Here is a 16,281-nt window from a genome sequence, read left to right as displayed (position 1 = left end):
TCATCGAGAAAGGCCTTCGGCTATCGTTTCCGTGGTGACGCGCAGAAGATCCAGGTAGGTCGGGACCGGTCCATCGGCATCGCTCAGGGAATCGACGTAGAGAACCCCGCCATAGCTGGCGCCCGTTTCGCGCGCCACCTGCTGGGCCGGGTTCGGCGAGACCGTGCTTTCGCTGAAGATCGCCGGAATTTCGTTCTCTCGCATCTGGTCGATCACCTTGCGGATCTGCTGCGGCGTGCCCTGCGCATCCGCATTGATAGGCCAGAGGTAAAGTTCCTTCAGGCCGAAGTCGCGCGCAAGATAGGAAAACGCGCCTTCGCTGGTCACCAGCCAGCGGCGCTCTTCGGGAATAGCCGAAAGCCGTTCGCGGATCGGCTGCACCATGGCTTCGATCTCGGCCGAATAGGCAGCGGCATTGGCCGCATAAATCTCGGCGTTGGCCGGATCGTGCTCGGCGAAGGCGGCACGGATATTCTCGACATAGGTCAGAACGTCACTCGGCGACATCCAGGCATGCGGGTTCGGCTTGCCGCTATATGGGCCTTCCGTGATGCCTATCGGCTCGACGCCTTCGCTGACCACCACGCCGGGCACGTCGCGCAGGTTCTGGAAAAAGCGCTCGAACCAGAGTTCGAGGTTGAGTCCGTTCCAGAGGATCAGGTCGGCGTCCTGGGCGCGCAGCATGTCGCCCGGCGTCGGCTGGTATTCGTGAATTTCGGCGTTCGGCCGGGTGATCGATTCGACGTCGGCAGCCTCGCCGGCAACGTTGCTGGCAATATCGGCGATGACGGTGAACGTGGTGACGACCTTCAACCTTTCCTCCTGCGCTGCGGCAGGCAGCAGGGCGAGGCACAGGGCAAGGACGGCTAGAGCGGATCTGGCGAACATGAAGGCTCCGGAATCGGCAGGATGGTACGTGGACTATCAGCACATAGCGCGCTTTCTCACCTACGTCAATGCAATTGCAAATCGTTTGCAAATAGAAGCTCTGTCATCGGCTTCCAAACCAGAACGCCATGCGGGAATGGCGACCTGCGCCTTGCCACGAAACTCGCACCACAGCGATCATTCTTTGCAACGATTGCCCAAAAGAAGCATATTCGCCCGATGAACCAAACCGTGATTCAGAAGCCCGACTACGAGGCTGCATTGCGAGAGGCCGGGGTACGCATCACCCGGCCGCGCCGGGTCATACTCGGTATTCTTTCCGATGCGGGCGATCATCCCGACGCAATGGAGATATTTCGGCGCGCGGTCGCGATCGACAACAGCATATCGCTGTCGACCGTCTATCGGACGATGAAGCTGCTGGAGGGCATCGGCGCCATCCACCGCCACGCCTTCGAGGGCGGACCATCGCGCTTCGAACCTGCCGTTGGCGATCATCACGACCATCTGATCGACATCGAGACCGGCGACGTGATCGAGTTCCAGTCAGACCGCATCGAGGAGCTGCAGCAGGAAATCGCGCGCGAGCTGGGCTACGAGATCGTCCACCACAGGCTCGAGCTCTACGGGCGCAAACGTCGCCGGCGTTAGGTCCGGGCCTGCGCGACCGAGCCGCGCACGACGAGATCGACCGGCCACACCTCCCCGCGCGCACCCTCTTCGAGGCCGCCTATGCGCGCTGCCAGGCGCTCGGCGATGCGTTGACCTGCGGACCGGATCGACGACCGGGTGGTTGCCAGCGGCACCGGGAAGTTTTCCGGGCGTAGAAAGGGAAACACGTCGTCATGCGCGATCAGCGAAACGTCGCCCGGCACGCTGAGCCCTGCATCGCGCAACGCCCGGATGATGCCCAGCGTCATCAGCATGCTCGAGCACATGATGGCCGTCGGGCGCTCCTGTGAGGCAAGCACTTCACGAGCCGCGGCGTAGCCGTTTTCTTCCGTCATCGGCAGTGCCCGGATGCGTGAAGGGGGCAATTCGACCCCGCTTGCCACCATCGCCCGTCGTGCGCCACGCTCTCGGTGGATGGCGAAGGTCTGGTCAGGATTGCCGTTGATCAGCGCGATGCGGCGGTGGCCGAGCTGCACCAGCAAACGCGCCGCTTCATAAAACGCGGCCTCGTTGTCGATATCCAGAAATGGGTAGTCGAAGTCGAGCCCCTCCGATCGGCCATGCACGATGAACGGAATGCCCAGCTCGTTGAGCAACCTGATGCGACTGTCCTTCGGGCGCGGCGAGGAAATATAGACTGCGTCGACCTGACGGTTGGCGACGATGCGGCGGTAGGTGGTTTCCTCATCTTCCATGGTCGAAGGTGACAGCGCGAGGTCGAGCTCATGCGTACGTGCATAGTCGCCGAGGCCCGAAAGAAACTCGACGAAATGCGGATCGATCTCCACGCTGGCGCCCGTGGGCATGACATAGCCGATCATGCCCGCCTTGCCCGTCGCCAGGCGCCTTGCGCTCGGGTTGGGGCGATAGCCGTGCCGCTTGGCGGCGTCGACGACCCGTCTGCGCGTTTCCTCGGCAACCTCGGGATAGCCGTTGAGCGCCCGGCTTACCGTCGTCTGCGACAGATCCAGCATACTGGATAACTGCTTGAGGTTCACATTCCTGCTCCACTGCCGACACCAACACTTCGTGCCATTTCATCCAAATCGCTTTGAATGATCGAGCTAAATTCGGTGTCGATATCGCTTTCTTCCGATGAATATTAGGGCTGACCGTGCCCCCTGGCAAAGCGGAAATTCGTACCGCATTGCCGCAAACCTATGCTGCAGCGCGCCATTGCGGGCGTATTAAATCGATTAGGTCGCTACCCCTATTGACTTTGCGTCAATTCGGTGTCGAAGATGCGAGCAGTCAAAGCGCTTTGGATTTCGTGTCGGAGCAATCCGCGAAACAACGCGCCGGCCGTGTGCGCAATGGAGGTTGCGTGCATCGAATGATGTCGATTTCGAACGGGAGGAAATCATGAGGAAATCCCTGCTGGCGGGCGCAGCGCTTGCCACCATAGCCATGTATGCGGCGCCGGCCGCGGCCGAGCTCAAATTCGCGCCGGGAGAGGACGGCCGTTTCACCTGGTCGGACTACGAAACCTTGCAGCAGACTGACCTGTCTGGCCAGACGCTGACCGTTTTCGGCCCCTGGCGCGGCGCCGACGAGGACCTGATCCAGTCGATCCTCGAATATTTCCGAGAGGCGACGGGCGCCACCGTCAACTATTCGTCGTCAGAGAACTACGAACAGCAGATTGTCATCGACACGCAGGCGGGCAGCCCGCCCAATATCGCGATCCTGCCGCAGCCGGGCCTTATCCAGGACCTTGCATCGAAGGGCCTGCTCACGCCCCTGGGCGAAGACACTGCCGCCTGGGTCGCCCAGAACTACGGGGCCGGCGAATCCTGGGTCGATCTCGGCACCTATGCCGACGATAAGGGCGATGAACAGTTCTTCGCCTTCCCCTACAAGGCCGACGTGAAATCGCTCGTCTGGTATTCGCCGGACAATTTCGAGGATGCCGGCTACGAAGTGCCGGAGACCATGGAAGAGCTGCTGGCGCTGCAGGACCAGATCGTCGAGGATGGGGGTGTGCCGTGGTGCATCGGCCTGGGTTCAGGCGGCGCGACCGGATGGCCCGCGACCGACTGGGTCGAGGACATTATGCTGCGCATCCACGAACCGTCCGTCTACGACCAGTGGGTGAAGAACGAGATTCCCTTCAACGACCCACAGGTCGTGGAAGCGCTGGAAATCTTCGCCTCCATCGCCACCAACAACGATTACGTCAACGGTGGCGCTGCCGCGGTCGCCGCGACCGACTTCCGCGACAGCCCGAAGGGTCTCTTCGACATTCCGCCGAAGTGCTACATGCACCATCAGGCGTCGTTCATCCCGTCCTTCTTCCCCGAAGGCACCGAAATGGGCGTCGACGCGGACTTCTTCTACATGCCGCCCTATGCGGAGAAGGATCTCGGCAAGCCGGTTCTCGGCGCCGGCACACTTGCGATGATCACCAAGGATTCGGATGCCTCGCGGGCCTTCATAGAGTTCCTGAAGATGCCGCTCACGCATGAGCTGTGGATGGCCCAGTCCGGCTTCGTGACCCCGCACAAAGGCGTCAATGTGGACGCCTATGCGAATGAAGAGTTGAAGCGTCAGGGGCAAATCCTGGCAGACGCCACGACCTTCCGCTTCGACGGATCGGACCTGATGCCCGGACGCATCGGCGCAGGATCGTTCTGGACCGGCATGGTCGAACTCGTCGGCGGCAAGCCGGCCGAGCAGGTCGCCACCGAAATCCAGACGAGCTGGGACGCGATCAAATAAGGGTGGGGCTCCTCCCTCGAAACTAACGGTCCGGGTCGCGCGCGGCCCGGACCGGCAGACAAGTCGACACCTTCGGACAAATCTATCGCACCGGGGTCGGCGTGGGACGCTTCCCGCGCAAGCCCCGGCCAGCAGTGGGAGGATACGATGACGGGGCAGATCATCTCTGCGATTCTGACTGTCGTTCTGGGCGTTTCGGGTTGCGTCGTCTACTTCTGGGGCGCCAACCGGCTGCTGGACATGATCTTTCCGGCGCACGGCGTTTCGAGCCAGTCAGCCATCGACAATCTGCGACGCCAAGGGTTGATCCGGCCGTGGCTGTTCCTCGGGCCTGCGCTCCTGATCCTCACGATTTATCTCATCTACCCCGTGATCGAGACGGCGCGCCTCTCGTTCCTCGATCGCGGCGGTCAGAATTTTGTCGGCACCGCCAATTACGAATGGGCGCTGGGCGACAGGGAATTCCGCCAGGCGATCTTCAACAATTTCCTCTGGCTCGCCGTTGTGCCGGCGGCCTGCACCTTCTTCGGCCTCGTCATCGCCGTGCTGACCGACCGCATCTGGTGGGGCAACATCGCCAAGATGTTCGTCTTCATGCCGCTGGCCATCTCGTTCGTGGGCGCCAGCGTGATCTGGAAGTTCATCTATGAGTACCGCGGCGACGGCCAGACGCAGATCGGCGTGCTCAACGCCATCGTGCAATGGTTCGGCGGCGAGCCGCAGGTCTGGATCTCGCTGCCCTTCTGGAACAATTTCTTCCTGATGGTAATCCTCATCTGGATCCAGACGGGCTTTGCCATGGTGATCCTGTCGGCCGCGCTGCGCGGTATCCCCGACGAGACGATCGAGGCTGCGACCATCGACGGCGCCAATGGCTTCCAGATCTTCTGGAAGATCATGGTGCCGCAGATCTGGGGCACGATCGCGGTGGTGTGGACAACCATCACCATCCTGGTCCTCAAGGTCTTCGACATCGTGCTGACCATGACAAACGGGCAGTGGAACACCCAGGTTCTCGCCAATCTGATGTTCGACTGGATGTTCCGCGGCGGTGGCGATTTCGGCCGCGGGGCGACCATCGCGATCATCATCATGCTCGCCGTCATACCGATCATGATCTGGAACATCCGCAACGCCACGCGCGAGACGGGAGGACACTGACATGGCTGCGACCGGCAAAAGTTTTGCCCAGCGCTGGGGCGTTCATATCGCCGTGCTGCTGATCTTCATCGTCTGGACCGTCCCGACGCTCGGCATCCTGGTGTCGTCGCTGCGCGACAAGGACCAGATCGCCGTTTCCGGCTGGTGGACCGCGTTGACCACGTCGTCGCAGACGGGGCAAGGCCGCACCGACGCAGCCGACGCCCAGGTCGAGCAGGGCGGACGCTTCGTGATCTCCGGCAACCTGCTGGAGGACGGCACCGCACTGACCATCACCGCCTTCGGTACGCGCATCCAGGAGCCGACCGCGCATGAGGCCGGCACAGTGGCCGAGCTGGAAGACGGCGTCACGCTGCAGGTGAACGAGGACGGCAGCTACGTCCATTCCTCTCCTGTTGCCTTCGAGGGCCGTCGCGGTGAGCGCGTCTTCTTCGAGGCGTCGACACCGCCGCGCTTCACCACCGAGAACTACGAGACGGTGCTGTTTTCGGAAGGCATCGGCCGATCGTTCATCAACTCGCTGACCGTGACGATTCCGGCCACCATCATCCCGATCCTGATCGCGGCGTTCGCAGCCTACGCGCTCGCCTGGATGCGTTTTCCCGGCCGCGCGATCCTCATCGCCGTCGTCATCGGCCTGCTGGTCGTCCCCCTGCAGATGTCGCTGATACCGCTGCTCAAGCTCTATAATGGCGTTGGCGCCTTCTTCGGCGTGCCGGCCAAGACCTATCTCGGCATCTGGCTTGCGCACACGGGCTTCGGCCTGCCCTTCGCGATCTACCTTCTGCGCAGCTACATCGCCGGCCTGCCGCGCGAGATCATGGAATCGGCGCGTATCGACGGAGCAAGCGACTTCGAAATCTTCGTCAAGATCGTGCTGCCGCTCTCCTTCCCCGTGCTCGCCTCCTTTGCGATCTTCCAGTTCCTGTGGGTGTGGAACGACCTGCTGGTGGCCATGGTGTTCCTGGGCTCAGGCTCGAGCCAGCTCGTGCTGACCGGCAAGCTCAATGCGCTGCTCGGTTCACGCGGCGGCGATTGGGAAATTCTCACGACGTCCGCCTTCGTCACCATAATCGTGCCGCTTATCGTGTTTTTCTCGTTGCAACGCTATTTCGTCCGCGGACTGCTCGCGGGCTCCGTCAAGGGTGGTTGATCGATGCAGGCTGCAATGCATATCCAGAACAGGGAAGGCGCGGAACCGGCGGTGGAACCGGATCGCGACTGGTGGCGGGGGGCGGTCATCTACCAGATCTACCCGCGCTCCTTCCAGGATTCCGACGGTGACGGCATCGGCGACCTGCGCGGTATCCTGACCCGGCTGCCGCATATCGCCAGCCTCGGCGCGGACGCGATCTGGATTTCGCCTTTCTTCCGCTCGCCGATGGCGGATTTCGGCTACGATGTGTCCGACTATCGCGACGTCGAGCCGATGTTCGGCACGCTGGACGATTTCGACGCGGTGGTCGCCGAGGCGCACCGGCTCGGGCTCAAGGTGATGATCGACCTCGTCCTGTCGCACACGTCGGATGCGCATCCATGGTTCCGCGAAAGCCGGGGCTCGCGCGACAACCCGAAATCCGACTGGTACGTATGGGCGGACGCAAAGCCCGACGGCACGCCGCCCAACAACTGGCTGTCTATCTTCGGCGGGTCCGCCTGGGCGTGGGATGCGCGGCGTCAGCAATATTACATGCACAACTTCCTGGCCGAGCAGCCGGATCTCAACTTCCACAACAGCGAGGTTCAGGACGCACTGCTCGACGTTACACGTTTCTGGCTGGAGCGTGGCGTCGACGGCTTCCGGCTCGACACGATCAACTTTTACTTCCACAGCCAGGGGCTGGAGGACAATCCGGCTCTGGCGCCGGAATCGCGGGACTATTCGACGGCGCCAGCCGTCAATCCCTACAACTGGCAGGACCATATCTACGACAAGAGCAGGCCGGAGAACGTGGCGTTTCTTACCCGATTCCGCGCGCTGCTCGACGAGTATCCGGCGGCCGCCGCGGTCGGCGAGGTCGGCGACGCGCAGCGCGGCCTGCAGATCGTGGCGGACTACACGGCCGGCAGCGACCGCGTGCATATGTGCTACTCGTTCGACTTCCTGTCGCCCGACAAGATCAGCGCGGAGCGTGTGCGTACCGTTCTCGAAGAGTTCGACCGCGTCGCCAGCGACGGCTGGTCGTGCTGGGCCTTTTCCAATCACGACGTGATGCGGCATGCATCGCGCTGGGCGGCCAGCGAATGGGATCGCACTGCCTATCTTAAGGTGATCTCGGCGCTGTTGATGAGCCTGCGCGGTTCGGTCTGCATCTATCAGGGTGAGGAACTCGGCCTGCCGGAAGCGGACCTGGCCTTCGAGGATCTTCGGGACCCCTACGGCATCCGCTTCTGGCCGGAATTCAAGGGGCGGGACGGCTGCCGTACGCCGATGGTGTGGGATTCGCACCAGCCCAATGCCGGATTCTCGCCGGCCCGGCCCTGGTTGCCGGTGCCGGCCGAGCATCTGACCATGGCGGTCAACACGCAGGCCGACGACGATAACTCGCTGCTCGAACATTATCGCCGCATGCTCGCCTTCCGCGCGGCCCATCCGGCGCTGATCAAGGGCTCAATCACCTTCAACGATGCGCAGGGCGACGTGGTGGTCTTCACCCGCCGTCACGGCAACGAACAGATCCTGTGCGCCTTCAACCTCGGCGGCAACGACGCCGCGCTGGAGCTGGGCGACGGCGTTTCACCGGTTTCGATACCGGGGCATGGCTTTTCGGGCACAAGCGCGGGTGGAACGATCAAGCTCGGCGCATATGGCGCCTGGTTCGGACGGATCGCCTGACGAACGGAATCGGGAGGAGGAAAACATGGCCAATCTGCTGCTCAGGGACGTGAAGAAAGCCTACGGCAACCTCGAAATCCTGCACGGCATCGATCTCGACATCAAATCGGGGGAGTTCATCGTCTTCGTCGGCCCGTCCGGCTGCGGGAAGTCGACGCTGCTGCGCACGATCGCCGGACTCGAGGACATAACCGGGGGCGAGTTGCAGATCGACGGAGACGTCGTCAACGACGTGCCGCCGTCCAAGCGTGGCATCGCGATGGTGTTCCAATCCTACGCGCTCTATCCGCACATGACCGTGTACGACAACATGGCCTTCGGCATGAAGATCGCGAAGGCCAGCAAGGCCGAGATCGACGAGCGCGTGAAGCAGGCGGCGGAAATCTTGCAGCTTACCAAATATCTCGACCGATTGCCCAAGGCGCTCTCCGGCGGCCAGCGGCAGCGCGTTGCCATCGGTCGCGCCATCTGCCGCAACCCTAAGGTGTTCCTGTTCGATGAGCCGCTGTCGAACCTCGACGCCGCACTGCGCGTCGCCACCCGCATAGAGATCGCCAAGCTCAAGGAGCAGATGGCCAACACGACGATGATCTACGTCACCCATGACCAGGTCGAGGCGATGACGCTCGCCGACCGGATCGTGGTGCTCAAGGACGGCTATGTCGAGCAGGTCGGCTCACCGATGGAACTCTACCGCCACCCCGGCAATCTGTTCGTTGCCCAGTTCATCGGTTCGCCGTCGATGAACATCGTGCCGGCCACGATCGAGCGGGCGGGCGGGCCTACCGCCGTCCGGCTCGCCGACGGGACGGTCGCGCACGTACCCACCCAGACGCCGGACTCGGCCGCCGGCACACAGGCCAGCTTCGGCGTGCGGCCGGAAGACCTGCGCGTGGCAACGGACGCGGATGGCAGCGTGCTGTTCGAAGGGCGCATCGACTATATCGAGCAGCTCGGCGAGGTGCAGCTTCTCTACGTCGACCTGGGCCGCGAAGGCGAGCCGCTGGTCGCCAAGCTGCCCGGCAATGTCGAGATCAAGCGCGGCTCGACCGTGCGGCTGACGGCCGATGCCGGCGATCTGCACATCTTCGACAGCGATGGCCGATCGTTTGCGCGGGAACGCCTGGCCAGCGCAGCCTGAGCGCCCGGCCTGATTGAAACGAAAAACGGCGGCACAAGTGCCGCCGTTTTTCGTTGAGACGATCGCGTCAGATGTCGAACGACACGCCCTGCGCCAGCGGCAGCACGGTCGAATAATTCACCGTGTTGGTGGCGCGGCGCATGTAGCCCTTCCACGCGTCCGAGCCGGATTCCCGGCCGCCGCCGGTCTCCTTCTCGCCGCCGAATGCACCGCCGATCTCCGCACCGGAGGTGCCGATATTGACGTTGGCAATACCGCAATCGGAGCCGTCGGCCGACAGGAAGCGCTCAGCCTCGCGCATATCGAGGGTGAAGATCGACGAGGACAGGCCCGCGCCCACCGCGTTGTGGTCAGCAATCGCCGCATCGAAGTCGGAATATTTCATCACGTAGAGGATCGGCGCGAAGGTTTCTTCCGTGACCGGCGAAACCTGCTTCGGCATCTCGACCAGCGCCGGGCGCACATAGAAGGCTGCGTCCTGCGCGGTCTCCATGCGTTCGCCACCGGTGATCTCGCCGCCCGCGGCCTTTGCCTTTTCAAGTGCCGACTGCATGCCCTTGTAGGCGGCTGCGTCGATCAGCGGACCGACCAGCGCGCCGGTCTCGAGCGGGTTGCCGACCGAAACGCTTTCGTAGGCCTTCCTGAGACGCGGCACGAGATCGTCATAAACGCTTTCGTGTACAAACAGCCGCCGCAGCGTCGTGCAGCGCTGGCCGGCCGTGCCCATGGCGCCGAAGGCGATGGCGCGCAGCGCCATGTCGAGATCGGCGGACGGGCAGACGATGCCGGCATTGTTGCCGCCGAGTTCGAGAATGGCGCGCGCAAACCGCTTCGCCAGCCGCGGGCCGACCTCGGCGCCCATTCGGGTCGAGCCGGTGGCGGAGACGAGCGGAACCTTCGGGTGGTCGACAAGCACCTCGCCGATGGCGCGGTCGCCGATCAGCACCTGCAGCAGACCCTGGGGCGCATCACCGAAACGCGACGCGGCGCGCGCGAAAATCGCCTGGCAGGCGAGCGCTGTCAGCGGCGTCTTTTCGGACGGCTTCCAGACGACCGAATTCCCGCACACCAGCGCCAGCGCTGCGTTCCACGACCACACGGCGACCGGGAAATTGAATGCCGAGATCACGCCGACGACGCCGAGCGGGTGCCAGGTCTCCATCATGCGGTGGCCGGGGCGCTCGGAGGCAATGGTCAGGCCATAGAGCTGGCGCGACAGACCGACAGCGAAATCGCAGATGTCGATCATCTCCTGAACCTCGCCCAGACCCTCGGATGGGATCTTGCCTGCCTCGATGGAAACGAGACGGCCGAGGTCGTCCTTGGCGGCGCGCAGTTCCTCGCCCAGCAGGCGCACGAGTTCGCCACGGCGCGGGGCCGGCACGTTGCGCCACTGGCGGAACGCCTCGTCGGCTGCATCGATCGCCTTTGCCGCGTCCTGCGCCGAGATCGGCGACAGGTCGGCGACCTTGCCGCCGGTCAACGGGCTATAGGACGGCATCGAGCCGCCCGCCAGCACAGCCTTGTCCACGCCGAGGCGTTCGAGAAGCGCCGTCGTTTCCTTTGCGATATCCATGATGTTCAAAGACCCTTTTCAAGCTTGCGGGTCCGCGCAGGCGCGGACCTTCATTTCGTTACGATCATGCCTTGGGCGGCTGCCTTAGAAGAACGCCTGCAGACCAGTCTGCGCACGGCCCAGGATGAGGGCGTGAACGTCGTGCGTGCCCTCATAGGTGTTGACCGTCTCGAGGTTCTGCGCGTGGCGCATGACATGATATTCGATCTGGATGCCGTTGCCGCCGTGCATGTCGCGCGCCTGCCTGGCGATGTCCAGCGCCTTGCCGCAATTGTTGCGCTTGACGATGGAGATCATCTCCGGTGCGAACCTGCCCTCGTCCATCAGGCGGCCGACGCGCAAGGAGCCCTGAAGGCCAAGCGCGATTTCCGTCTGCATGTCGGCGAGCTTCTTCTGGAAGAGCTGGGTCTGCGCCAGCGGCCTGTTGAACTGCTTGCGATCGAGGCCGTACTGGCGGGCGCGGAACCAGCAATCCTCGGCCGCGCCCATGGCGCCCCAGGAGATGCCGTAGCGAGCGCGGTTCAGGCAGCCGAACGGTCCCTTGAGGCCGGAGACGTTCGGCAGGAGCGCGTCCTCGCCGACCTCTACGTCCTCCATGACGATCTCGCCGGTGATCGACGCGCGCAGCGACAGCTTGCCGCCGATCTTCGGCGCAGAGAGTCCCTTCATGCCCTTTTCGAGCACGAAGCCGCGAATCTGGTTGTCATGCGCAGCCGACTTCGCCCACACCACGAACACGTCGGCGATCGGTGCGTTGGAGATCCACATCTTGGAGCCCTTGAGGCGATAGCCGCCGTCGGTCTTTTCGGCGCGCGTCTTCATGCCGCCGGGATCGGAACCGGCATCCGGCTCGGTCAGGCCGAAACAGCCGATCCACTCGCCCGAGGCGAGCTTGGGCAGATATTTCTTGCGCTGCTCTTCCGAGCCATAGGCATAGATCGGATGCATCACCAGCGACGACTGGACACTCATCATCGAGCGATAGCCCGAATCGATACGCTCCACCTCGCGCGCCACAAGGCCGTAGGACACGTAGCCTGCGCCCGAGCCGCCATATTCCTCGGGGATCGTCACCCCCAGCAGGCCGGCCTGCCCCATCTCGGAGAAGATGGCCGGATCGGTCTTTTCCTCCAGATAGGCTTCTTCGACACGCGGCAGGAGCCTGTCGGAAGCGAACCCGGCCGCGGCGTCGCGGATCATGCGCTCGTCTTCGGTAAGCTGATCGTCGAGCAGGAATGGATCGGACCACGAGAACGACGCCATCTTTTCGTCCTTGTGCGGAGAGGTCTGTGCGGAAATGTTCATGCCTGTCCTCTTTGAACGGCGAATTGAATACGGAAGCGGTCGCGGCAGCAGAGCATGCCACGACCGGACGTTCCAGCCTTTGATATATTATGAGCCGCGTATTATGCAGGCAAAACGCTTTTTGGTCGATCAAACATGTCGAATCCGCATATTTGGAGCACGCCTCGGCGGCTCCAGCCCTCCATCAGCCTGCTGGCCGCCTTCGAGGCCGTCTGCCGCACCGGGTCAACGGCTGCGGCCGCGCGCGAGCTGTCGCTGACCCAGGGCGCCGTCAGCCGCATGGTCAAGACACTGGAGGAACAGCTCGAGGTCACGCTGTTCAAGCGCGAGCGTAAGCGCCTCAAGCCCACCGACGCGGCCAAGGCCTATGCACATGACGTGCGCAAGGCGCTGGACCTGATCGCACGCTCGACGCTCGGGCTGCGCGCCAATCCCGGCGGCGGCACGCTGTCGCTGGCGATCCTGCCGACCTTCGGCACGCGCTGGCTGGCCCCGCGCCTGCCGCATTTCCTCGCCGCGCATCCCGGCGTCACCATCAATCTCGGCACGCGCCTGCAACGGTTCGACTTCGCCCAAAGCACCTTCGACGCCGCAATCCATTTCGGCGACCCCGACTGGCCGGAGACCGAGCACGTCAAGCTGTTTGACGAGCGCATGATCGCCTGCTGCGCGCCGGACTTCCACAAGCGTCATCCGCTGGACGAGGCGCGCGACCTTCTGACTGCGCCGCTTCTGCTGCTCGAAACGCGGCCGAGAGCATGGACGAGCTGGTTCGAGGCGCATGGCTGTGGCGCGCAGCCGGCGCGCGGCATGATGTTCGACCAGTTCGCAACGATGATCCAGGCTGCCATTCACGGCATGGGCGTGGCGCTGCTACCGGCCTTCCTGGCATCAGGGGAGATCGAGGCAGGCCGGCTCGTTCCCGCTTATGGCGAGGCGATCTCGGGCGTCGGCGCCTATTACCTGATCTGGCCGCAGAGCGGCGCGCAGCATCCACCGCTGCGCTCGTTCCGGGCCTGGCTGGAAACTGAAACGGCGGACCTGCAATAATCGCAAGGCCGCCAGGTCAGAGCCGGAACGTCCAGAACAAGCAGGCCAGCGTCGCGGCGATGAAGACGACGAAGAAGATCGTGCGCAGCAGCACGTTTCGGCGCAGTTCGTTCATCAGCAGGTGGGCGGCGATGATCGCGCCGGCAAAGAGGAACTGCCAGTCGAGCAGGGCCCAGAGCGCGGCCCGGTCACCAAAGGCGAAGCGGGCGACGAGCACGCCGACGATCGTCGCCAGCAGCACCAGCGTTGCCGCATAGGTTGGCGTCGCACCATTGGTGTGGACGAAGCCGGCGGCACGCAGCGGCAGGATCATCATCAACACCGAAGCGAAGGCATAGATGGCAGCAAGCGGGACGAAGGTCGCCGCGTTGGCGAGATTATCGAGCCGGGCAAGGCCGAGCGCGCCGAAGGCATAGCCCTTCTGCTCGACGGCGAAGCTGAGCGCGGCCAGCGCCACGGTCAGCACGGTGACGAGCAGGAAGGATGCGACGGTTCTGTTCATGGCGCGCTCCAGCGAGAATCAGCGGAATCTATCCTCTCGGGGAGCTATACCAGAATCGCCGCCACGATAAGCTTGGCTGTCCGCTGGGCGAGGCAGCGGACAGCCAGCCTCTTATCGGCCCATCACTTGCCCCTCGCGGCGCTTGTCGGCAGCGCCGATCAGCTCGCCGCCTTCCAGCTTGATGACGTGGAGGCCGGAATTGAGGTTGGCGATCGAGACCTCATGGCCGAGCGCGGTCAGGGCGTCCGCGGTCTGCTGGGCGCCGTCGCCCTCCTCCACACGCGTCGTACCGTTCAGGTTGACGACATGCGGCAGGTCCACCGCTTCCTGCGGGTCCATGTTCCAGTCGAGCAGGGCAACGAGCGACAGCGCGACGTAGTTGATGATGTTGGCGCCGCCCGGGCTGCCGGTCAGCAGCACCGGCCGATCGTCGCGGAACACGATCGTCGGCGCCATGGACGAGCGCGGCCGCTTGCCCGCTTCGACGCGGTTGGCGACCGGCTTGCCATCCGCCTCGGGCGCGAAGGAGAAGTCGGTCAACTCGTTGTTGAGCAGGAAACCGTTTGTCATCACGCGGCTACCGAAGCCGCTCTCGATCGTCGTCGTCATGGAGATCGCGTTGCCGTCGCCGTCAACGATGACGAAGTGCGAGGTGCCGTGGCGCGGTCGCTCCACGTCGGGGGCATAGAGCTTCGTCTCGTCCCAGGGCGGATCGCCGGCCTCAGCCTTGCCCATGGATGCCGACGGATCGATCAGCGCGGCGCGCTCGGCGAGATAGGCGCGATCCAGAAGCCCTTTCGGCATGTCGACGAAATCGCTGTCGGCCATGTACATGCCGCGATCGGCAAAGGCCAGTCGCGAGGCCTCGGCAAAGAGATGGCGCGCCTCGACGCCTTCGCCCATTTCCGGCAGGTCGAAGGCCTCGAGCATGGCCAGCATCTGGCCGACCGTGAGACCGCCCGAACTCGGCGGACCCATGCCGCAGACCTCGTTCTGGCGATAGTCGATGCAGACCGGCTCGCGCTCGATCACCTCGTAGCGCGCGAAATCCTCCATGGTCAGCAGGCCGGGATTCGTCTCGGTCCGCACGGCTGCGACGATGTCGCGAGCGATCTGGCCCGTATAGAACGGTGCCGCGCCCTGCTCGGCAACAAGCCTGAGGGTGCGCGCATAGGCAGGGTTCTCAAGCGTGGCGCCCTCCGCCAGCGGTGTGCCGCCGGCATCGAAGAAGTAGCTGCGTGCAGTCTCGAACGTGTTGAGCCCGGGCGCTTGCGGAATCGCGTCGGCAAGCCGCTGCGAGACCGTGAACCCCTGCTCCGCGGTATCGATCGCCGGCTGCAGCAGGCCGGCCCAGGGCAGCCGCCCGAACTTGCCGTGCAGCGTTTCCATCAGCTTCGGCGTCCCCGGCACGCCAGCCGAGCGACCGCCGACAACGGCCGCGACGAATTCCATCGTTTCGCCGTCCTCGCCCAGCCAGTACTTCTCGTCGGCGGCGAGGGGCGCGGTCTCGCGCGCGTCATAAGTGGTCAACTCGCCGAGCGCGGCATCCCAATAGAGCGCGAAGGCCCCGCCACCGAGACCGGAGCTCTGCGGCTCGACCAGACCCAGCATCGCCTGAACCGCGACCGCCGCATCCGCAGCGGTGCCGCCTGCCTCGAGCACGGCATAGCCCGCACGCGTTGCCAGCGGATGGGCACTCGCGACCATGAATTCCTTGGCCCGCACGGAAACGCGCTCGGCCAGTTTCGTGGTGGCTTCGGGCTGGGGCGCTTCCTGTGCGATCGCTTCCGGCATTGCCACCGCCAGCGCCAGGACCAATGTGTAACCGCGTAAAGAACGCATGAATTCCACCTCCTCGACTGCCCTTCCCGCAGGGGAAAGCTAGCAACCGCCGGCAGGCCTGAACAGGGTCGCTACACAGTTCGACAATGGTCCAGACCCGATCGGTCTTGCCAACGCGCGCGGAAGATGAATCATTGCGATGTCGGGGCGGCAACGAAGGAGACTTCATATGGAAGACGCAAGCGTGGGCTGGATTGCGGCCATCATCATAGGCGGGCTGGCGGGCTGGATCGCATCCAGCGTCATGAAGAGCGATACCGGCCTCTTCCTCAACATCATTCTGGGGATCGTCGGCGCGGCGGTGGCGAGCTTCCTGTTCGGGCTGCTCGGCGTATCGTTCGGCGGCTGGCTGGGCTATCTCGTTGCCGGGTTCGTTGGCGCCTGCATCCTCATCTGGGGCGCACGCGCCGTTCGAAGCTGAGGCGTTCAGACAGAGGTCCGGCGGCGGTCAGGGCCAGGCAGCGAATGACGGAGCACCGGTTGAAGCCGGTGCCCGCGGCGGCAGGGAGAAATCGACCTTATCTGCCTGACACGGCGTTCCACGGCCCGCACAACTTCTTCGGCGGACGACCGGTAGTCGAGCCCGGTGG

General features: G+C 63.9%; 14 protein-coding genes. 8 read left to right on the top strand and 6 right to left on the bottom strand.

What is annotated here, in order from left to right; translation table 11 throughout:
- Entirely contained in the window at positions 1-888 is an 888-nt protein-coding gene (locus tag V1479_RS02345) for a metal ABC transporter substrate-binding protein (RefSeq protein WP_368801487.1), read from the bottom strand.
- Between the two features lie 219 nt (positions 889-1,107).
- On the opposite strand from V1479_RS02345, the gene V1479_RS02340 reads away from it, so the two are divergent.
- Positions 1,108-1,539: a Fur family transcriptional regulator gene (locus V1479_RS02340; protein WP_368801486.1), complete on the top strand. Its 432-nt coding sequence runs from the start codon at positions 1,108-1,110 to the stop codon at positions 1,537-1,539.
- Here the strand turns inward: V1479_RS02340 and V1479_RS02335 are convergent.
- On the bottom strand, positions 1,536-2,558 hold the full coding sequence (locus V1479_RS02335; protein WP_368801485.1) for a substrate-binding domain-containing protein: 1,023 nt from the start codon (positions 2,556-2,558) through the stop codon (positions 1,536-1,538). The genes V1479_RS02340 and V1479_RS02335 overlap by 4 nt on opposite strands.
- Positions 2,559-2,922: 364 nt before the next feature.
- Between V1479_RS02335 and V1479_RS02330 the strand changes: the two genes are divergently transcribed.
- The 5 genes from V1479_RS02330 (at position 2,923) to V1479_RS02310 (ending at position 9,416) form a co-directional block, all read left to right on the top strand.
- Positions 2,923-4,278, top strand: a complete 1,356-nt coding sequence (locus V1479_RS02330) for an ABC transporter substrate-binding protein (RefSeq protein ID WP_368801484.1) — start codon at positions 2,923-2,925, stop codon at positions 4,276-4,278.
- 147 nt (positions 4,279-4,425) lie between these two features.
- Positions 4,426-5,439, top strand: coding sequence for a carbohydrate ABC transporter permease (locus V1479_RS02325; protein ID WP_368801483.1), 1,014 nt, complete (start codon positions 4,426-4,428; stop codon positions 5,437-5,439).
- Between the two features lies 1 nt (position 5,440).
- Entirely contained in the window at positions 5,441-6,592 is a 1,152-nt protein-coding gene (locus V1479_RS02320; protein ID WP_368801482.1) for a carbohydrate ABC transporter permease, read from the top strand.
- A gap of 3 nt (positions 6,593-6,595) precedes the next feature.
- Entirely contained in the window at positions 6,596-8,275 is a 1,680-nt protein-coding gene (bglA, locus tag V1479_RS02315) for a beta-galactosidase BglA (protein WP_368801481.1), read from the top strand.
- A 25-nt stretch (positions 8,276-8,300) separates the two neighbouring features.
- Positions 8,301-9,416: an ABC transporter ATP-binding protein gene (locus tag V1479_RS02310; RefSeq protein WP_368801480.1), complete on the top strand. Its 1,116-nt coding sequence runs from the start codon at positions 8,301-8,303 to the stop codon at positions 9,414-9,416.
- Positions 9,417-9,483: 67 nt separating this feature from the next.
- Here the strand turns inward: V1479_RS02310 and amaB are convergent, their stop codons facing one another.
- On the bottom strand, positions 9,484-10,992 hold the full coding sequence (gene amaB, locus V1479_RS02305) for an L-piperidine-6-carboxylate dehydrogenase (RefSeq protein WP_368801479.1): 1,509 nt from the start codon (positions 10,990-10,992) through the stop codon (positions 9,484-9,486).
- 84 nt (positions 10,993-11,076) lie between these two features.
- A complete protein-coding gene (locus V1479_RS02300; protein WP_368801974.1) occupies positions 11,077-12,255 on the bottom strand; it encodes an acyl-CoA dehydrogenase in 1,179 nt (392 codons plus the stop codon).
- 177 nt (positions 12,256-12,432) lie between these two features.
- Between V1479_RS02300 and V1479_RS02295 the strand changes: the two genes are divergently transcribed.
- Complete coding sequence (locus V1479_RS02295) at positions 12,433-13,347, top strand: LysR family transcriptional regulator (protein WP_368801478.1); 915 nt, start codon at positions 12,433-12,435, stop codon at positions 13,345-13,347.
- A gap of 16 nt (positions 13,348-13,363) precedes the next feature.
- Here the strand turns inward: V1479_RS02295 and V1479_RS02290 are convergent, their stop codons facing one another.
- Positions 13,364-13,849 (bottom strand): hypothetical protein, encoded by a 486-nt coding sequence (locus V1479_RS02290; protein ID WP_368801477.1) that lies wholly within the window; start codon positions 13,847-13,849, stop codon positions 13,364-13,366.
- Positions 13,850-13,960: 111 nt separating this feature from the next.
- Positions 13,961-15,691: a gamma-glutamyltransferase gene (gene ggt / locus V1479_RS02285; protein WP_368801476.1), complete on the bottom strand. Its 1,731-nt coding sequence runs from the start codon at positions 15,689-15,691 to the stop codon at positions 13,961-13,963.
- Between the two features lie 169 nt (positions 15,692-15,860).
- On the opposite strand from ggt, the gene V1479_RS02280 reads away from it, so the two are divergent.
- Positions 15,861-16,112 (top strand): GlsB/YeaQ/YmgE family stress response membrane protein, encoded by a 252-nt coding sequence (locus tag V1479_RS02280; protein ID WP_173188452.1) that lies wholly within the window; start codon positions 15,861-15,863, stop codon positions 16,110-16,112.
- Positions 16,113-16,281 lie beyond the last annotated feature (169 nt).

The organism is Neoaquamicrobium sediminum (assembly GCF_040970315.1).
Taxonomy (GTDB): Bacteria; Pseudomonadota; Alphaproteobacteria; order Rhizobiales; family Rhizobiaceae; genus Aerobium; species Aerobium sediminum.
This window is presented reverse-complemented; position numbering and strand designations above follow the sequence as displayed.

Coding starts and splice junctions, on each gene's coding strand:
- V1479_RS02345 (WP_368801487.1), bottom strand. CDS start 888: ATGTTCGCCAGATCCGCTCTAGCCGTCCTTGCCCTGTGCCTCGCCCTG.
- V1479_RS02340 (WP_368801486.1), top strand. CDS start 1,108: ATGAACCAAACCGTGATTCAGAAGCCCGACTACGAGGCTGCATTGCGA.
- V1479_RS02330 (WP_368801484.1), top strand. CDS start 2,923: ATGAGGAAATCCCTGCTGGCGGGCGCAGCGCTTGCCACCATAGCCATG.
- V1479_RS02325 (WP_368801483.1), top strand. CDS start 4,426: ATGACGGGGCAGATCATCTCTGCGATTCTGACTGTCGTTCTGGGCGTT.
- V1479_RS02320 (WP_368801482.1), top strand. CDS start 5,441: ATGGCTGCGACCGGCAAAAGTTTTGCCCAGCGCTGGGGCGTTCATATC.
- bglA (WP_368801481.1), top strand. CDS start 6,596: ATGCAGGCTGCAATGCATATCCAGAACAGGGAAGGCGCGGAACCGGCG.
- V1479_RS02310 (WP_368801480.1), top strand. CDS start 8,301: ATGGCCAATCTGCTGCTCAGGGACGTGAAGAAAGCCTACGGCAACCTC.
- amaB (WP_368801479.1), bottom strand. CDS start 10,992: ATGGATATCGCAAAGGAAACGACGGCGCTTCTCGAACGCCTCGGCGTG.
- V1479_RS02300 (WP_368801974.1), bottom strand. CDS start 12,255: ATGGCGTCGTTCTCGTGGTCCGATCCATTCCTGCTCGACGATCAGCTT.
- V1479_RS02295 (WP_368801478.1), top strand. CDS start 12,433: ATGTCGAATCCGCATATTTGGAGCACGCCTCGGCGGCTCCAGCCCTCC.
- V1479_RS02290 (WP_368801477.1), bottom strand. CDS start 13,849: ATGAACAGAACCGTCGCATCCTTCCTGCTCGTCACCGTGCTGACCGTG.
- ggt (WP_368801476.1), bottom strand. CDS start 15,691: ATGCGTTCTTTACGCGGTTACACATTGGTCCTGGCGCTGGCGGTGGCA.
- V1479_RS02280 (WP_173188452.1), top strand. CDS start 15,861: ATGGAAGACGCAAGCGTGGGCTGGATTGCGGCCATCATCATAGGCGGG.